Annotated in this window: 13 protein-coding genes; 7 read left to right on the top strand and 6 right to left on the bottom strand. The window is 68.7% G+C overall.

All coding sequences use genetic code 11. The annotated features are described in order from the left end of the window. The first annotated feature begins 53 nt into the window (after nt 1–53). Nucleotides 54–2,051, top strand: a complete 1,998-nt coding sequence (locus CFB18_RS16245; RefSeq protein WP_088570996.1) for a helicase-associated domain-containing protein — start codon at nt 54–56, stop codon at nt 2,049–2,051. 56 nt (nt 2,052–2,107) lie between these two features. Here the strand turns inward: CFB18_RS16245 and CFB18_RS06525 are convergent, their stop codons facing one another. Then, nucleotides 2,108–3,490, bottom strand: a complete 1,383-nt coding sequence (locus CFB18_RS06525; RefSeq protein WP_088570995.1) for an RsmB/NOP family class I SAM-dependent RNA methyltransferase — start codon at nt 3,488–3,490, stop codon at nt 2,108–2,110. A 281-nt stretch (nt 3,491–3,771) separates the two neighbouring features. Between CFB18_RS06525 and lepB the strand changes: the two genes are divergently transcribed. From lepB to CFB18_RS06495, 6 genes are all read left to right on the top strand, one after another. Further along, nucleotides 3,772–4,377 (top strand): signal peptidase I, encoded by a 606-nt coding sequence (gene lepB, locus CFB18_RS06520; protein ID WP_088570994.1) that lies wholly within the window; start codon nt 3,772–3,774, stop codon nt 4,375–4,377. A 265-nt stretch (nt 4,378–4,642) separates the two neighbouring features. Beyond that, nucleotides 4,643–5,320: a deoxyribose-phosphate aldolase gene (deoC, locus tag CFB18_RS06515; protein WP_088570993.1), complete on the top strand. Its 678-nt coding sequence runs from the start codon at nt 4,643–4,645 to the stop codon at nt 5,318–5,320. Between the two features lie 47 nt (nt 5,321–5,367). Further along, nucleotides 5,368–5,640 (top strand): YgiT-type zinc finger protein, encoded by a 273-nt coding sequence (locus CFB18_RS06510; protein WP_088570992.1) that lies wholly within the window; start codon nt 5,368–5,370, stop codon nt 5,638–5,640. 73 nt (nt 5,641–5,713) lie between these two features. Then, the gene (locus CFB18_RS06505; RefSeq protein WP_088570991.1) at nt 5,714–6,529 is read left to right on the top strand and encodes a tyrosine-type recombinase/integrase; all 816 of its coding nucleotides are present in this window, start codon (nt 5,714–5,716) and stop codon (nt 6,527–6,529) included. Continuing rightward, nucleotides 6,526–8,655, top strand: coding sequence for a penicillin-binding transpeptidase domain-containing protein (locus CFB18_RS06500; protein ID WP_088570990.1), 2,130 nt, complete (start codon nt 6,526–6,528; stop codon nt 8,653–8,655). The genes CFB18_RS06505 and CFB18_RS06500 overlap by 4 nt, the downstream gene beginning before the upstream one ends. Before the next feature lie 80 nt (nt 8,656–8,735). Beyond that, the gene (locus CFB18_RS06495; protein ID WP_088570989.1) at nt 8,736–11,816 is read left to right on the top strand and encodes a DEAD/DEAH box helicase family protein; all 3,081 of its coding nucleotides are present in this window, start codon (nt 8,736–8,738) and stop codon (nt 11,814–11,816) included. A 132-nt stretch (nt 11,817–11,948) separates the two neighbouring features. Here CFB18_RS06495 and CFB18_RS06490 read toward each other — a convergent pair whose 3' ends face one another. From CFB18_RS06490 to CFB18_RS06470, 5 genes are all read right to left on the bottom strand, one after another. Next, nucleotides 11,949–13,106: a shikimate dehydrogenase gene (locus CFB18_RS06490; RefSeq protein WP_088570988.1), complete on the bottom strand. Its 1,158-nt coding sequence runs from the start codon at nt 13,104–13,106 to the stop codon at nt 11,949–11,951. Nucleotides 13,107–13,140: 34 nt separating this feature from the next. Further along, entirely contained in the window at nt 13,141–14,457 is a 1,317-nt protein-coding gene (locus tag CFB18_RS06485) for an LbetaH domain-containing protein (protein WP_200808113.1), read from the bottom strand. 93 nt (nt 14,458–14,550) lie between these two features. Then, nucleotides 14,551–15,273, bottom strand: a complete 723-nt coding sequence (locus CFB18_RS06480; protein WP_159461610.1) for an alpha/beta fold hydrolase — start codon at nt 15,271–15,273, stop codon at nt 14,551–14,553. Nucleotides 15,274–15,337: 64 nt separating this feature from the next. Next, nucleotides 15,338–15,877: a GTP-binding protein gene (locus CFB18_RS06475; RefSeq protein ID WP_088570986.1), complete on the bottom strand. Its 540-nt coding sequence runs from the start codon at nt 15,875–15,877 to the stop codon at nt 15,338–15,340. Nucleotides 15,878–15,907: 30 nt separating this feature from the next. After that, nucleotides 15,908–16,714 carry a DUF4388 domain-containing protein gene (locus tag CFB18_RS06470; protein WP_088570985.1) on the bottom strand — a complete coding sequence of 269 codons (807 nt, stop codon included), beginning with the start codon at nt 16,712–16,714 and terminating at the stop codon, nt 15,908–15,910. Nucleotides 16,715–16,719: the final 5 nt, after the last annotated feature.

Raw genomic sequence — 16,719 nt, 5'->3', positions numbered from 1 at the left:
CATCTCCCCCGGGGGTCCTCCAGGGAGGCCTTGGAGGGGTGGGAAGGAGGGCGATGCGGTTGAACGAGCTGGTCGCGCACTATGATCCCTCCCTGGTCGTCCACATCCTCCGCCAGCAGGGATGGCCGGCGGAGGAGGGATCGGGCGCTGAGGAGCAGACCCTTGCCCGCCTGAGCGATCGGGACCGGCTGGCGGCCCTCTGGACGGGCCTGCCGGCAGAGGGCCGCTGGCTGGTGGAGGGTCTGCAGCAGGCGGGCGGATCGATGCCCGCTCTTGTCCTTTCGATTTTATATGAGGCGACGGCGGAGGACACCCCAGCGATCCCCTTCGAGGAGCTGGCCGTCCATCTGGCGGCCCTGGGTCTGATTTACTGGCATCGCGGGGGATGGCGGGTGCGCTCCCTCCGGCCCCAGGGAGAAGCGGTCCTGCCGGACGAGGTGGCCGCTGCCCTCCCTGTGCTTCCGTCTCTTCCACCGGATCGCGTGTATCCCGCTTCTCCCCAACGGCTGGCGCGGGACCTCGGGCGGATGGCCCGATTCCTCCGCCGCTCCTCCGGGATCGCCCTGACCCGGGATGGACGGCTGCCGGCGCGGTGGGTTCGCGCCCTCCAGCGCTGGCTGGGCCTCGCCGGCTCCCCGCGCGACCTCGCGTACATCGCCTTCCTCCGGCGCCTGCTGGAACGCATGGGCGTGCTTCGGACCCATGGGGCGACCCTGATCCTGGAGACCCTGCACCCCTTCTGGGAGCAGGAGGCGACCGATCGCGCGGCCGCTGCCTTCCATGCCTGGAAGGGCGCCGGGATCTCCGAGGGGGAGGAAGGGGAGCATCTCTCCCCGGAGCTTTTGAGGGCGCGTCTCGAGCAGGGGCTGCGTGGACATGAGGCCGGGGCATGGATCCCCCTGCCCGCCCTGGTGGCGGCCGCCCTGCGGGAGCCAGTCGCGCGCGCGCCGGACCCCCTCTCCCCGGCCGGTCAGGAGCGGGCCGCTCGCTGGAAAGCCTGGCTGATGGAGGAAACCCTCTGGCCGCTGCACTGGCTCGGCGTTCTGGACCGAGGGGATCGAGGCGGGCGCTGGACGATGGTGCGGCTGACCGCCTTCGGAGCCTGGATGCTGGGGGTGGGGGAACCGGTGGCGCTGCCGGAGGAGGGTGGGCGCCTCGTCGTCCAGCCCGATTTCCGGATCCTGGCTTTCGAGCCGATCTCGGAGACGGTTCGCACCGCCCTGGAGGCCTTCACGGAGCCGACGCCGGGGGAGCCGATCTCCATCTATCAGATCACCCGCGAGGCCCTCTATCGAGGGCTCTCCCAGGGCTGGGACATCCCGCGCGTCATCCGCTTCCTGGAGGGGATCAGCGGCGAGCCCCTTCCGCCGAACGTGCGACGCTCCCTGGAGGATTGGCACCGGCGGTTCAATCGGGTGCGAATCTACCGGCGGGTGACCTTGGTCCGGAGCGGGGAAGACGGGCTCCCGGCGGATCCGTCCCTCCGACCCCTGGGGGAGGGCCTGGGCTGGACCGGGGAGCGGGCCGAGGCGCTGGCGGCCCGCTGGCGGGCGCGGGGGATCCGGCCGTGGAGGAGCGGGTTCCGGCCGGAGGATCTGCGCAACCAGGTGGTGGCGGAGGATTCCGGGATCTTGCGCTGGACCGGGCCCTTCCCCCATCCGGGGGTGGAGCGATTGCTGGAGCCGTTCACCGAACGCACCCCGGAGGGATTCCGGATCACGGAGGCATCGCTGCAGGCAGGTCGGGAGGCCGGGTTAAGCCTTTCGGAGATCCTGCAACGGTTGCAGCAGGTGCATCGGGGGCCGCTGCCGGCGGGGCTGCTGGCCCGGCTGCTGACTTGGAGCGAGCATCCGCCGCGGGCGCGCTGGGAGCCGGTGATCCTGTTGCGGATGGATCGGCCGGAGATCCTGGAGGCGCTGTGCCGGGAGCCTGCCCTCTCCCCTTGGGTCCGCCCCCTGGACGCCCACACCCTGATGGTGCGGGCTGATCACGCCCCTGCCCTGAAGGCCTGGCTGGAAGCCATGGGGATCACGGTGGAGGAAGTCCGGTGAAACCTGCTTCCTCAAAAGGCCAGCGCCCAAACAGATGATCCGACCCAAGCGTTCACTTATGCCTCCCACCATCCGATGGCCCGCAGGTGGCGGGGGTAGAGGTTTTTGAGCCGGCCGTGCTCGGCCCGGGCCCAGCCCAATGGGAAGCCCTCCAGGGCGATGAGGATCCATCCCTCCTCCCACGGCCCCTCCAGGGGATGCCCTTGCAGATACGCAGCCACCCGGGGATCGTCCAGCGAGAGCGCCAGCACCTGACGCACCCGCCGTGGATCCAGGGCCATCGCCAGGGCGTGGTCGGGCTCGAAGCGCTCGTCGCGCGCCCGGCCCAGCCACCACCCCGGCCGCAGCACCCGCAGCCCCCGCCACAACGCCGGCGCCATCGGCGTCCGATAGACGTGATCCCCTCGCAGGATCAAACCGTCCTCCGGCAGCGGCACCTCCAGGGTTGTCTTCCAGAAAGTTTCCAGGGCCCGCCGAACCCGGCCCGGCAGATCGCCCTCCGGTCCCGGACGATGGGGCCGCTCCTCCCCCCTCCGCCGGAAGAGCGCGTAGAAGTGCCCGTGCCCCGGCCCCCGGTGCGGCCACAGCCGCACGGCTCGGACCAGACGGGGATCTCCCCCCTCGATCCATTCCGGGCGCCCCCGGTCGAAGGCCGGATGGCGGGGGGGATCCACCAGGTCGAACTCCGGATGGGCGCGCAGGAAGGCGTCCACCACCCCCTCGTTCTCCTCCGGGGCAAAGGTGCAGGTGGCATACAGAAGCCAGCCCCCCGGCCGCACCATCCGGGCGGCCTCCGTGAGGATGGCCTTCTGCAACCCGGCGGAGCGGCGCACCCGCTCGACGCTCCAGGCCCGGATGGCCTCGGGGTCCCGGGCGAACATCCCCTCCCCGGAGCACGGCGCGTCCACCAGCACGCGGTCGAACAACCCCTCCCAGCGCCGGGCCAGGCGCTGCGGGGTCTCGTTGGCCAGCAGCGCGCAGGTTACCCCCATGCGTTCCACGTTCAGGGCCAGCACCGAGGCCCGCCGGGGCTGGATCTCGTTGGCCACGAGAACCCCGGTGTTGCGCATCCGTGCGGCGATGTGGGTGGTCTTTCCGCCGGGCGCTGCGGCCAGATCCAGCACCCACTCCCCCGGCTGGGGATCCAGCAGGATCGCCGCCGCCATCGCCGAAGGATCCTGCAGGTAATACAGGCCGGCGGCGTGATACGGATGCAGGCCCGGCCGGGCTTCGAGGTCCTCGATGACGAAGCCCTCGGGGCACCAAGGGACCGGGGAAAGCGGAAACGGGGAGCGGGACCGGAAGGCCTCCGGGTCGATCTTGAGGGTGTTGACCCGCAGGCCGGTGCGGTAGGGCCCGCTCAGAGCCTGAAGGAAGGGCTCCGCCTCCGCCCCCAACCACCCCTGCATCCGCCGGACGAACCGCTCCGGGAAGGTCATCCGCCTCGCTCCACCGGATCATCCGCCTTGCAGCTCCTCCCTCCCATTATCCGGACGCTGCGACATGCGCCCAAACCCGAGCCGGGCGAATTCGACGCGGAGAGGACCTCGGTGGGCGGCCTGGAAAGGCCTCCCATCGGCTCTGCGGCTTTCACGGACTCTTCGAGGAAAGCCGGCAGCTCCTGGCATGTGTCCGTGCTCCGGCTCGCCACTCGATTCACGGGCGATGAACTGGACCCCCTGGGGAAGGCGGCGTATAATCCGGTCGCGGAGGAAGAGAGATGGAGGAGCCGCGCACACCGGTGGCGCTGGAATCCACAGAACCGATCCTGGAGCGGGCGGAGCGAGGCCCCCACCCGCTGATCACCTTCCTGCGGGAGCTGATCGAGACCGCCCTGATCGTGCTGGTGGCGATGGCTCTGGTCAACACAGCCACTGCCCGCTTCCGCATCGAAGGCTCCAGTATGGAGCCCACCCTGCACGATGGGGAATACGTGCTGATCAGCAAGGTCAGTTACTGGTTCGGTTCTCCCCAGCGGGGGGACATCGTGGTCTTCCGTTTCCCTCACGATCCCTCCCGCGATTTCATCAAGCGGGTGATCGGGCTGCCGGGGGAGACCATCGCCATCCGGGACGGTAAGGTCTTCATCAACGGCCATCCCCTGGAGGAGCCTTACATCCGCGGCCCGATGGGATATACCTATGGGCCGGTGACTCTGGGGCCTGGGGAATATTTCGTCCTGGGCGACAATCGCAACGCGTCCAACGACTCCCACAACTGGGGGACCCTCCCCCGCTCGGCCATCATTGGGAAGGCGTGGTTGATCTACTGGCCCCCCTCCCGCTGGGGCCTGATCCGGAATCCCTTCGGGAGGGAGGTGCCCTAAGGACCCGGTGCCACCCCAGGAGCCGCGCCGGCCGCGGCCCACAACGTAAGCCGAAATTCATTTCGGCATACATCCTGCTTATCCAAAAGTAGGGGCGGCTTTCGCCGCGGCCCTTGCTGTCTCGAAGACGAGGGTTCGGGTTGTAGGGATAGCCTTCGCCACGACCCTACGGAATCGAAGACGGAGGTTCGGGGGCGAAAGCCCCTCCTGCAGGAAGCGATCTATCCATGCGCAGGCTATTCATGAGGCGATCGGATCCTTGACGATGTGGACTCGGGAGGCGCTGGCCGCGCGGATCGATCATACGCTGCTCCGCCCGGAGGCCACCCCGGCGGACATCGACCGGGTATGTGAGGAGGCTGTGCGTTACGGTTGCGCGGCGGTGTGTGTGAACCCCATCTATGTCGCCCGCGCGGCCGAACGGCTGGCCGGAACCCCGGTGAAGGTGGCCACGGTGGTGGGGTTCCCCCTGGGGGCGAGCCTCACGGCGGTGCGGGTGGCCGAGGCCAGCCTGGCCCTGGCCCAGGGCGCTCAGGAGCTCGACATCGTGCTCCCCATCGGCCTGTTCCGGGCCGGGGCGATCGAGGCGGTGCGGGCGGATCTGCAGGCGATCATCGCGGTGGCCCACGCCGCGGGAGCCGTCTGCAAGGTGATCCTGGAGACCGCGCTGCTCCGCCCGGAGGAGAAAATCCAGGCCGCTCGCCTGGCCGTCGAGGCCGGAGCGGATTTCGTGAAGACCTCCACCGGCTTCGGGCCGGGCGGGGCGACGGTGGAGGACGTCGCGCTTCTGCGCCAGGCGGTAGGCCCCACAGTCGGGGTGAAGGCCTCCGGCGGCATCCGCACGGCGGAACAGGCCATCGCCCTGATCGAGGCTGGCGCCACCCGATTGGGGACCAGCGCCACCGTCGCCATCCTGGAAGCCCTGCCGCTCCGCGCCGGCTGAGCGGCACCTCGGCCTGGGCATCGAAGGGATTCAACCAGGAGGTTTCGATGTGGCCCTGCCCGAACTGCCGGATCGGCTATATGCGGCCGCGCCGGATCACCTACGCCGGCTACCACGGGGACTTCTTCATCGTCATCCCGAACATGCCCGCCTATATCTGCGATGTGTGCGGCAACCGCCAGTATGACGAGGAAGCCCTGCTCCAGCTGATGCCGCTTATCGGCCCTCGCGAGGAGGGCGGGCAGGCCCAGGACCTCGGGGTGGAACCTCCCGATCGCCCTCAGGGCCCGGGATGGGGAACGCATCGGCGTCCCGCCTGAACCCGTCCCCTTCCTTCCCGCACGCCGCCCAAGGGGAAGCCCAGCGCCTGTGGATCGGAGGTGCGCGCTCGGGATGAACGCCCGAACGGATGCTCCATCGGAAGCCCTCGGGATCTGGGTCCTCCGCTTCCTGGACGCCCGGATCGCCGCGGAGGGAACTGCCCCTTCCACCCTCCGTGCTTATCGACACGTCCTCTTCCGGCTCGTCCGTTTCCTCGAGGTCCGGGGCTTCCGCCGCTGGGCTGAGGTGGACGCCCCGGCGTTGCAACGCTTCCTGGATGAAAACGTGCTCCAGCGCGGCGGATCGGTCCGCACCTGGAATCAACGGCTGGCCGTCCTGCGAGCCTTCTTCCGCTTCCTGGCGCAGGAAGGAGCCATCGCGGAGAACCCGGCCCTCGCGCTGCGCTGGCACCTCCCCACCCGGGGCTCCCGGCTCCCCCTTCCCCCGGATCAGCGCCAGCGCCTGATGGACTTCGCCCGGTCCCTTCCGGAGACCCCCCTGGGGCTACGAGACCGCCTGATCTTGCATCTCATCGGCAAACTGGGGTTGCGGGCCGGCCAGGCCGTTGCCCTCACCCTGGAGGACATCGATCCAGAGGGGGAGCGCCTGCGGATCCAGACCCGCGCCGGCTTGCGCATCTACACGCTCCCGGCGCCGGTTCGGGAATCCCTGATCCGGTATCTCCAGACGGGACGCCCTCGTCTGGTTCGGGACCCGGAGAACCGGGCTCTGCTCCTCAACCGCCGGGGGGATCCGCTTACCCGCCAGGGCCTGTGGCGGGCGATCCGGGCCCTCGGCCGGCGGGCGGGGCTCCCGGACGTTTCCCCAGAACGGCTGCGGCAACCCCCGGGCCTTCCCCTCTTGACCCCGGGGAAGGAGGCAGGATGAGGAAGGGATGGACCCGTCGGTCCTTCCTGTTGCGGGCGCTTCCGGCCGCGGCGGGAGGGTGGCTGAGCGCGTGCCGGGTTCTTTCGCCTCCCCCTCCCACGCCCACCCCGGCGCCGCCCACCCCCACGCCCCGGCCTTCTCCGGCCGGGACGGCGACGGCGGCCCTGGAGGCTCTTACGCGGGAAGCGATCGATGACCTCTGGGCGCTGCTCACCCCCGCCTCCCAGGCCGCCATGCCCCGGGAGGACCTCCGGGCACGCTGGCGGGAGACCCTCAACGCCGCCGGGGTGCAGGCTATCGAGATCCAGCCCCTGAGTCTGATCGAGGAAGGGGAGACTGCCCGGGCCCGCTACCGCATCCGTTGGAAGACCGCCCTGTTCGGGGAGCGCGAGGCGGAGGGCACGCTGGAGCTGCGCTGGACCACCGGCGACTGGCGGGTGGTCTGGCGGGATGCCCTCCTCTGGCCGGAGCTTCAGGAGGGCGAACGGCTGCAGGTGGAATACGTGATCCCCGAGCGGGCCAACCTCTACGACCGCGAAGGACGTGGCCTGGCCGTCCAGGGGGAATGGGTGGAGATCGGCGTGGTGCCGGGGCAGATCGCCGACGAAGGGCAACTGCTCGCGCGCCTGACCCAGGCCACCGGGCTCCCTCCGGAGACCATCCGGGCGCGTTACGCCGGCGGGCGGCCGGACTGGTATATGCCGATCCTCGCCCTCCCCGCCGATCGGGTGGCGCCATTCCTCACCGACCTGGAGGCCACCCCCGGCGTGGTCCTGCGCTCCCGCAGCGGGCGGATCTACGCCGGCGTGGCCGCGCAAACGGTGGGGATTGTGGGCAAGATCCCGGCCGAGGAATTGGACGCGTGGCGGCGCCGGGGCTATCGGGGCGACGAGTGGGTGGGGCGGATGGGCTTAGAGGCGTGGGGGGAGCCTTACCTGGCCGGGACCCACGGCGGCCGCCTGTGGATCCAGCCCCCCCGCCCGGAGGACGGTCCCTCGCGGTTGCTCGCCGAGCGGCCTTTCACGCCGGGCCGTCCCATCACCACCACTCTGGATCGGGAGCTCCAGGCTCGGGTGGAGGAGATCTTCGGGGATCGGACGGGAGCGGTGGTGGTGATGGATCCGCGCAACGGGGACATCCTGGCCATGGTCAGCCGGCCGGCCTTTGATCCCAACGCCCTGATCGGGCCGAACCCGCCACCGCCCCCACCGGGGGCTTTCCTGAACCGGGCCACCCAGGGCCTGTATCCGCCGGGCTCGATCTTCAAGATCGTGGTGATGGCCGCCGCCCTGACCCACGGGTTCACCGCCCGCAGCACCTTTCAGGATCCGGGCTACTGGGACGGGCTGGGGCCAGGCTACCGGAAATGGTGCTGGCTGCGGACCGGTCACGGCGTGGTGGATCTTCCCACCGCCCTCATTGTCTCCTGCAACGTGGCCTTCTATCAGCTCGGGTTCGCCCTCCATCAGCAGGACCCGGACCTCCTTCCGCGGATGGCCCGGGCCTTCGGGCTGGGGGTCCTCACCGGGATCCAGGGGGTGCCGGAGGAGGCGGGGCTGGTGCCGGACGCGGCGTGGCGGGCGCAGCAAGGGGGGCGGCCCTGGTCCGTGGGGGACGCGGTGAACATGGCTATCGGGCAGAGCGATCTCCTGGTGACCCCCTTGCAGATCGCCCGGATGCTGGCGGCGGTGGCCAACGGGGGGATCCTCTACCGGCCCCGGCTGGTGCAACGCATCGGCCCCGCTCCCGGGATCCCGGAGGAGACCTTCCCGCCGGAGGTCCAGGGGCGTCTCCCCGTTTCCGAGGAGACCCTGGCGGTCATCCGAGAAGGTCTGGTGGGCGTGACGGCCCATCCCCGGGGGACGGCGACTTGGATCTTCCGAGGGATGCCCTTTGCGGTGGCAGGCAAGACGGGGACCGCGGAGACAGTCCCCGGGCGCCCACCGCACGCGTGGTTCGCGTGCTACGCCCCCGCGGATCGGCCGGAGCGGGTGGTGGTGGTGATCGTGGAACACGGTGGCCAGGGCTCCGCCGTCGCCGCCCCCATCGCCCGTCAGATCCTGGAGGCCGCCTACGGCCTCCCCCTCACCCCCCTGCCCACCCCACCTCCGCAGGAGGATCGGTGAGGATGAGGAGCAGGATGCTCGAAAGTCGAACGCCCTGAGCTTGAACCCAAGTGCTCATCGTTCGCGAGGATGCAGCGGCCATGGATCCTCAATGGGAGCGGTTTCGATTCCGCCATCCCTTCCGCAAATATCAGCGCATGATCCTGAATCAGATCCAGGCGGTCATTGACACGCCGCGCGATGACCGGCGGTATCACATCGTCGCCCCGCCCGGCTCTGGGAAGACCATCATCGGCCTGGAGCTCGTCGGCCGCTTCCGGAGACCGGCCCTCATCCTGGCCCCCACCGTCACCATCGAGATGCAATGGTATGAGCGGCTCCGGATGTTCCTCCCCGAAGACACTCGCCTCGAGGAGTGGGCCGCCCTCACCCCGGAGAGGAAAGCCCCCCTGCGCATCTTCACCTATCAGCGGCTGGCCGTTCAGGACCCCGAACGGTCCTTCGTGGAATCCGCCTCCCGGCTGGCGTGGGCGGAGGACCTGGTGGCCCGGGGCCTGGTGCCCGATCCCGAGGCCGCCGAGCGTTACCTGGACACGCTGCGCACCGGGAACCCTGAGGCCTACTGGGAGGAAATCCGCCGCCGCTATCCCCGCCTGAAGCGTCGCCTGCTCCGGGAGGATCCGGAAACCGTGGCCCGTTTCCTCCACCCCAACGCCCTGCGCCAGATCGAAGACTTGGTCGCGGACGGGATCGGGACCGTTGTCCTGGACGAATGCCACCATCTGTTGGATTACTGGGCGGTGGTGCTCCGCTATCTAATCCGCCGCCTGGACCAGCCCCGGATCATCGGGCTGACGGCCACCCTCCCCAGCCCGGAGGATGATTTCGCCTACGAGAACTACACCACCCTTCTGGGGGATGTGGATTTCGAGGTCCCCACCCCCGCCGTAGTCAAAGAGGGAAACCTGGCGCCCTACCGGGAGCTGGCCTGGTTCACCGAGCCTACCCCCCAGGAACGCGCCTTCCTTCGGGAACAGGATCAGCTGCTTCGGGCGGTCCTGGAGGAGGTGTTGACCGCTCCGGGCTTTCGGAGCTGGCTGAAGGGCTTGCTCTTCCCAACCCCCGAGGAGGGCGCGGGCGCCCCGGAGCGCGAGCGGGCCGGCTGGCCCGAGCTGGCCGACGAAGATGCACCGCTGGTGATCGCCGGGTTGCGCTGGCTGCGGGACCTGGGGGAGCTGCCCCTGGAGTATCCCCTCCCGCCGGAGGCGCGCCGCAGGCCCACCCGGGAGGATCGCCTGATCCTGCTGGAGCACTACGCCCTGCGCGTCCTCCTCCCCAGTCCGGATCCAAACGATCGCCATCGCTTCCTGGAGCTCCGCCGCCGCCTGCGTCCCTTGGGCTACACCCTTACCCCGAAGGGCCTGCGCCCCGGCCGCTCGCCGATGGACCTCATCCTGGCCTTCTCTGACAGCAAGATCGAGGCCGCGCGGGAGATCCTGCGGGCCGAGAAGCGAAGCCTGGGCGAACGGCTCCGCGCGGTCCTCGTGGTGGATTTCGAACAGAGCACCAGCGGCCTCCGCCGGCTCCGGCAGGAGCCCGGTCTATCCGATGCCGATCTGGGCAGCGGGCGACGCGTCTTCCGCCGGCTGATCCAAGATCCGGAGCTGATCGACCTGCGCCCCATCTTCGTGACCGGCCGCTCCCTGTGGATCCCCGAGGGCTTTCAGCCCATCTTCCAGGCCTTCTGGGAGGAGTTCCGCCAGCGGCGCGGGATGCAGATCGAGCTGACCCTGCACCGACGTCCGGGCTATTACGAAGTGCGTGGGAAAGGATCCGGCTGGGGGCCACGGGTGTATGTCCCTCTGGTCACCCAGATGATGGAACAGGGGCGGATCCGCCTGCTCATTGGCACCCGGAAGATCTTCGGCGAAGGGTGGGACGCCCTCTCGCTGAACACATTGATCGATCTGACCGGCGTGACCACCAGCACCGCCGTTCAGCAGCTGCGCGGGCGCTCCCTGCGCCTGGACCCCGAGTGGCCGCACAAGGTGGCCCACAACTGGGATGTGGTCTGCGTCGCACCGGACTTCGAGTGGGGAGACCTGGATCTACGGCGGTTCCTGCGCCGTCACGATCACCTGTGGGGCGTGGCCATCCCCGCCAGCCCCGCCCGCTACGCCATGCGGCTCGCTCCCACCTTGCTGACGCGAGGCCTCCCCCCGAACAGCGCCGAGGACCTGCGCGGGCAGATCGTCCGCGGAGTATTTCATGTAGAGCCCCTGCTGGGCCTGCTGCTCGCCCTGGAGGATGAGAGCTGGAAGCACATCCCTTACGCAGCCTTCAACGACATCATGCGGGAGGCCGCCGCCCGGCGAGAGGAAACGTGGGCGGCATGGGGGATCGGCCGGCCTTATATGGATTTCGAAATCCCGATCTACCGGATTCGGCCTCAGGACCTCCGCCTTCGCTCCGTCTACACGCTACGGGAGAGCGCCACGGCGGTATGGCGGAGCCTCCGCTGGGCCCTGGCCGGCGCTCTCCCCTTAGGCTGGCTGATCTTCTGGGAGATCTTCGCAGGGCTCCCCGTGGATTTGTCCCTGGCCGCATGCCTTCTTCTCGCCTCGGGCAGCATGGCGGCCGGTTTCCTCATCACCCTGGTCCGAGAGCGCAAGACCCTCGCCCGGGCGTTGCGTGTCCTGCTCATCGAGGTCCCGCCGGACGCCATCCTTCTCGATGTGGGCCGGGCACTGGCGGAGGCGTTGCGGGAAACCGGACAGGCGAGCCCGGCCCTCTCCCCGGACAGCCTTCGGGTGATCGCCACTCCAGACGGGGCTTATCGCGTTCAGCTGGAAGGAGTCCCTCCGCAAGATGCGGAGGCCTTCATACAGGCTTACCGGGAGCTCTTTCAACCCATCCGGAATCCGCGCTATCTCATCCTGCGCCAGGACGAACGCCTGCCGGACCTGCTTCGCGCCGGCCTCTGGCAGGCGCTGCGGGCCCTGATCCCGCCGATGCTGCGCCGACCGGCCTACCATCCGGTGCCCCAGGCCCTGGGGATCCGACGTCCGGACGCCGAGGCCTTCGCCCGGGCCTGGCGGCGTTACGTGGGCGAAGCCGAGCTGATCTACACCCGCTCCCCCGAAGGCCGCCGCCATCTGGATCGGGCCCGCGTGCAGGAGCCTCCAACGCTTCAGGATTTATTGCTCCATCTATGGGGATGAGCGCGGAGATCCGGAGCCAGGCAGCCATCCCCTCGCGGCTGAACCGATGGCAGGCGGCGATCCGCGAGGATGGTCCCAGCACGCCTACAGAAAGTATCCGTCTCGAGATCGTGGATGATCTTCACGAACAATCTATCTCCCGGATGAGATCTCGGGCTTTTCTAATCGCGCAACGGCATGATCTGGCGGAGCGGCGGGATATCCGCGGGCCACGGCGAACTCCCGGCGGGCGTTCGCGCGGATCCGGGCGATCGCTTCCTCGGTCAGCGGGCGTCCGAAGGACATGAGGCCGGCCAGGCGGAAGCCGTGGCGTTCCGCCAGGCGGGCGATCTCCTCCACCCGCTCGATAGAGAGGCGGCGGCCCAGGCTGTAAGGCTCATACCGGCCCTCCAGCGCCAGCGTGATGGTTTCCGCCATACACGCATACGCCATGCGCGGGGGGAGCCCGAAATCGAAGCCGAAATCCACCTCCCCTGGGACCTCTACGATCCCCCCATCGATGACCAGGACGTCGTCCCGCCGGGCGGCCACGAGGGGGGAGACGTTGCGGGGCTGGGCGACATCGCAAACCACCGCGCCGGGCTTCAGGTGCTCCGGTCTGATGATGGCGACGGGGGAGCTGCTCACCACCAGGACCAGGTCGGCCTCCCGAAGAGCTTCCAGCCCTTCGGCCACCTGGGCCCGCGCGCCCTCCGCCTCGACGAGGGGTCGGAGGGCCTCCAGCCGCTCCGCCCGGCGTCCGGCCAGGATCACCCGGGGCACCTCTCGGGCCAGCAGCCGGGCGGCCACCCGACCGATAGCCCCGGCCGCGCCCACCACCGCTGCCGTGGCCTCGGGAAGAGGGATCCCCATCCGCTCCGCGGCCTCCCGTAAGGCTTGCAGAGCCACCGCCACGGTGTAGCTGTTCCCTGTCGTCACCGGGATGCGCAGGCCTTTGGCCACCGTGACCCCGGCGTCCCCGATCACCGCGGTGAAAGCCCCCAGCCCGAGGATGTGGGCGCCGAGCCGCTCCGCCAGACGCCCCGTCTCGATGATCTTGCGATAGGCCCGCTCCAGCGGCAGGGAGAGCATCCGCTGCGGGGTAAGCGGGCACGCCAGCAGCCAACCCTCCACCGTCCTCCCGGTGGCCCGGGAGCGGATCCCGGTGACGCGGGAGAGATACACCGGGGGGAAGTAGGCGGAGAAGAAGTGGATGGCCGGCTCGGGCAGCAGCCGGCCCAGCAGCGGGAACTTCCGCTGCACGTCCCGCTTGGGATCGATCGGATGGATCATGAAGGCGAAGGTTCCCATCCTCCACCTCGCCGGTCCCACGCGCCGATGCCGCTTAAGGGGCGTTCCCTCGCTCCAGAGCCGGGGCCGCCTCCGGCTGGCCGACCTCTTCCTCCCGCGGATACAAACGCGGATACAGGGCGGCCCCGCCTGGGATGCGCAGGTGATCGCTGTCCTCGTAATACACGTTCCTGGTGATCACGTGATGATCGGAGGTGGCGAAGAGGACCACGTCGGACTCGATCATGCGGGCGGGGTAGATCACCAGCCCGGAGCCCAGACGGCAGTGGTGGCCCACGCAGCCCCCCAGCACCGGCATGCCGGCCTCCACCAGCTCGCCACGGAAGTGAGTGCGGATCGGCTTGGGGAGCAGGTTGAAGTCCGTGAAGGTCGTCCCTGCCCCGATGAACGTGTCGCGCCCCACCACGCACAGCTGCAGGCAGGTGTTCTGGGCCACCATGGAGTGTTCCATCATCGTGGTCATGAAAAGAGCCGCCCGGAAGGGGAGGAAGCAGCCGTCTCCCACCACGCTCAGCAGCACCTGAACCCCCTGGCCGATGTTGACGTTGTTGCCGATGATGCTGTTGGCCACCACCGCTCCCGCCCCGATGGTCACGTTGTCCCCGATGATCGTCGGCCCCTGGAGGACCGCCGTGGGGTCGATCTGAACGTTGCGGCCGATGCGCACCAGCGCGGAGGAGGAGAGGACCTGACGGCGCTCCAGCATGGCCCGCCAGAGGATGCGCAACTTCACGTCCAGGCGCTGGATGCGGTCCTCCATCCGGGCCCCCTCGGCGAAGATCCCGAAGGGGGAGTTGGCCATGAAGACATGGACCCAGTGCTCAATGGAAAGAAAGGCGCGCAAGGGCACCCAGAAGGTGAGATCCCCCTGGCGGGGCGCCATGTAACGCGGCACCCGGTAGTAGCCGATCTCCCGGGCCAGGGTCTCGATCACCAGCGGGCGAGCGTAGGATTCCTTCCCGTAGGGGAAATACCACATATCGGCCACATAGACGTCCCCCTCCCGTCGGATGCCCCGCTGCAGGGGAAGGGCATGGTGGACGATGGCCGGGTCGTTGAGGGCGAAGGCCACCCGGCAGGCCTTGTTGAGACGCCGCGCCCGCTCCAGGAACGTCCGCAGGAAGGGCTCATCGAAGAAGAGGTTGTCCCGATACACCAGGGTCGGCACCCGATCGTCCGGCACCTCGTCCAGGGAGTCCACCTCCAGCTCCTCGTCGCAGTAAGGCGCGAGGAGATCCCGCTGGTGCAGCCAGAGGGGCTTGTTCAGCACCATAAGATCCCGCGCCGGCTCGTTGAAGGGTGGGATCAGCCGTCGATCCCGGATGATCACCTTCCGCAACTTCCCGTTCATCGGTCCCCCCTTCCCTCTGTCATTGCACGCTAACCGATGCTCCGTCTGAGGGGAGGATTCCGGGTCCTTGCCTGTCCAGACGGATCCTTCGGTTTATGCGAGCAGGAAATCCGCGAGGGCCTGCTGGAAGCGTTCGGGCTCGTCGAGCATGGGGAAGTGGCCGGCCTCCGGCATCCAGAAGATCGACGCCTGGGGGGCCTCCCGGGCCAGCACGAACGCTTGATCGGGGTTGACGATGTTATCTCGGGCCCCATAGATCCCCAGGACGGGCGCGCGCAGCTCCCGGAGCCGCGGCCGCAGGTCCGTACGGTGGAGGCTCCCGATGCTCTGGAAGAACGAGCGCAATGAAGTGCGGGAGAGATCCCGCTCCCACATCCGATACCAGGTCCGCCACGCCCGGGTGATGGTCGGCGAGGCCAGATAGGTCCCCGCCTTCACCGCCACCGGGAAGGTGTAGGCCAGGAAGGCCCAGAACGGCCGCCCGGCCATTTTCAGGAAGAAATTCAGGGAGCTCCCCGTGATCGGGGAGCCCACCACCGCCACCCGGGTCACCCGCTCCGGATGGGCCAGGGCGACCCCCAGGGCGACCGTCCCACCCATGGAGTGGCCGACCAGGGCGGCCGAGGCGATCCCCAGTCGATCCATGAACTGGGTCACCAGATCGATGAAGCTGGGGACCGTGAAGCTGGCGCGCTGGCGATCGGACTCCCCGAACCCCCAGAAATCCAGCGCGTAAGAACGGCAATGGCGGGACAGGGCGTTCATCGTGTCGATCCAATAAGCCCAGGAGCCCAGCCATCCGTGCAGGAAGATCACCGGCCGGCCTCGCCCGATGACTTCATAGTGAACGATCCCCTGTTCCGTAACGATGGAGCTCATCTTAGCGGGAAGCGGACAGCTCTTCCAGGATGGCGTAGAGCAGCTCCAGGACCACGTCCTTCACGCTGTCGCGGCGGGTGGCCACGCACGGGAGCACCTTGACCCGGCCGTCCAGGCGCAGGGCGATGCGGATGTCCTCCGGATCCCAGGCGTCCTCAAGGTCCTGCTTGTTGGCGGCGACCACGAAGGGGGTCTGGGCATAGCGGCGGAAGGTCTCCAGGATGTTGCGGGCCTCGCGGAAGGTCTCCGGTCTGGTGCTATCGACCATGACGATGAAGCCCAGCATCCCCTCGGCCAGGATCTCCCACATGAAATCGAAGCGTCGCTGGCCCGGCGTGCCGAACAGATACAGCACGAGGTCCTTATCGATGGTGATCCGCCCGAAATCCATGGCCACCGTGGTCTGGTCCTTGATGGCCCGCTCCGCCGGCGTGGAGATCCGCCGCTCGGTGGAGACCACTTCGATCTCGCTGATGGTGCGGATGAACTGGGTCTTGCCCGAGGCGAAAGGCCCGGTCACCACGATCTTCACCGCCTGCATGGATCGTCTGCCCTCCTGGGGGATAGGACCTCACAGCCTGCGGAAGTAATTGATCAGCTTCTCCACGACGGAGCGGGAGACGCCGCTGCCGGGCCTGGGGCTCGGGACCCCGGGCGGCGGCGCGGCCGGAGGCGGGGTGCCGAGCTCGATCAGGCCGGCCTGGAGGAGCCCATAGATGATACGGCGGATCTGGATCTCGTCCATGTTCAGACGGCGCATGATCTGCTCAATGGTGTTCCGCCCGTTGACCTGACTGATCACCCGCCACTCCTCGGGGCTCAGCTGCACCTTGCGGATGGCCTCGGGGCGGCTGGTCAGCCGGACGGGAATGTCCAGATCCGGGAGCTCCTCCTTCAAGCGCTCCACCTCCCGGAGGCGGCGGACCCCCTCCATGATGATGTTCTCCAGGTCCACGGGGACCGGGATGCGGTTCTGGACCGGTTGGAGGTGAGGCTCGAAGCGGAAGGCGCCTTCGCTCCAGGCGAACAGCCGATAGACCACATCCAGCATCTGCGCCCGCAGGCTGGCGAGGATGTCCTGCTGGGTCACGTAGCCGGCTTCGATCAACTTCAACCCCAGGACCTTGTCATCCTGAACCCGGGAGAGGTCCAGGGTTTGCAGCTGCTCCGGGCGGAGCTTCCCGGCCCGGATCAGCACATCGGCCAGGCGGCCGTCCTGACGATCTAAAGCCGCGTAGATCAGCTTGCCGTCCTTAAAGCACAGCTGGGCCGTGCCGTTGCGGCTTTCCACCGTCAGGGTCCCGGTCTTCCGGGCCAGGTGGATGAGGTTCAGCAACTGGGTGGTGTGGAAGTCCCGCAGGTTTCCCCTCAACGCCATCCCGG

Source organism: Thermoflexus hugenholtzii JAD2, assembly GCF_900187885.1.
Classification (GTDB): Bacteria; Chloroflexota; Anaerolineae; order Thermoflexales; family Thermoflexaceae; genus Thermoflexus; species Thermoflexus hugenholtzii.
Note: the sequence above shows the minus strand (reverse complement) of the source record. Positions and strands in the feature narration are given on the sequence as shown.

Coding starts and splice junctions, on each gene's coding strand:
- CFB18_RS16245 (WP_088570996.1), top strand. CDS start 54: ATGCGGTTGAACGAGCTGGTCGCGCACTATGATCCCTCCCTGGTCGTC.
- CFB18_RS06525 (WP_088570995.1), bottom strand. CDS start 3,490: ATGACCTTCCCGGAGCGGTTCGTCCGGCGGATGCAGGGGTGGTTGGGG.
- lepB (WP_088570994.1), top strand. CDS start 3,772: ATGGAGGAGCCGCGCACACCGGTGGCGCTGGAATCCACAGAACCGATC.
- deoC (WP_088570993.1), top strand. CDS start 4,643: ATGTGGACTCGGGAGGCGCTGGCCGCGCGGATCGATCATACGCTGCTC.
- CFB18_RS06510 (WP_088570992.1), top strand. CDS start 5,368: ATGTGGCCCTGCCCGAACTGCCGGATCGGCTATATGCGGCCGCGCCGG.
- CFB18_RS06505 (WP_088570991.1), top strand. CDS start 5,714: ATGAACGCCCGAACGGATGCTCCATCGGAAGCCCTCGGGATCTGGGTC.
- CFB18_RS06500 (WP_088570990.1), top strand. CDS start 6,526: ATGAGGAAGGGATGGACCCGTCGGTCCTTCCTGTTGCGGGCGCTTCCG.
- CFB18_RS06495 (WP_088570989.1), top strand. CDS start 8,736: ATGGATCCTCAATGGGAGCGGTTTCGATTCCGCCATCCCTTCCGCAAA.
- CFB18_RS06490 (WP_088570988.1), bottom strand. CDS start 13,106: ATGGGAACCTTCGCCTTCATGATCCATCCGATCGATCCCAAGCGGGAC.
- CFB18_RS06485 (WP_200808113.1), bottom strand. CDS start 14,457: ATGAACGGGAAGTTGCGGAAGGTGATCATCCGGGATCGACGGCTGATC.
- CFB18_RS06475 (WP_088570986.1), bottom strand. CDS start 15,877: ATGCAGGCGGTGAAGATCGTGGTGACCGGGCCTTTCGCCTCGGGCAAG.
- CFB18_RS06470 (WP_088570985.1), bottom strand. CDS start 16,714: ATGGCGTTGAGGGGAAACCTGCGGGACTTCCACACCACCCAGTTGCTG.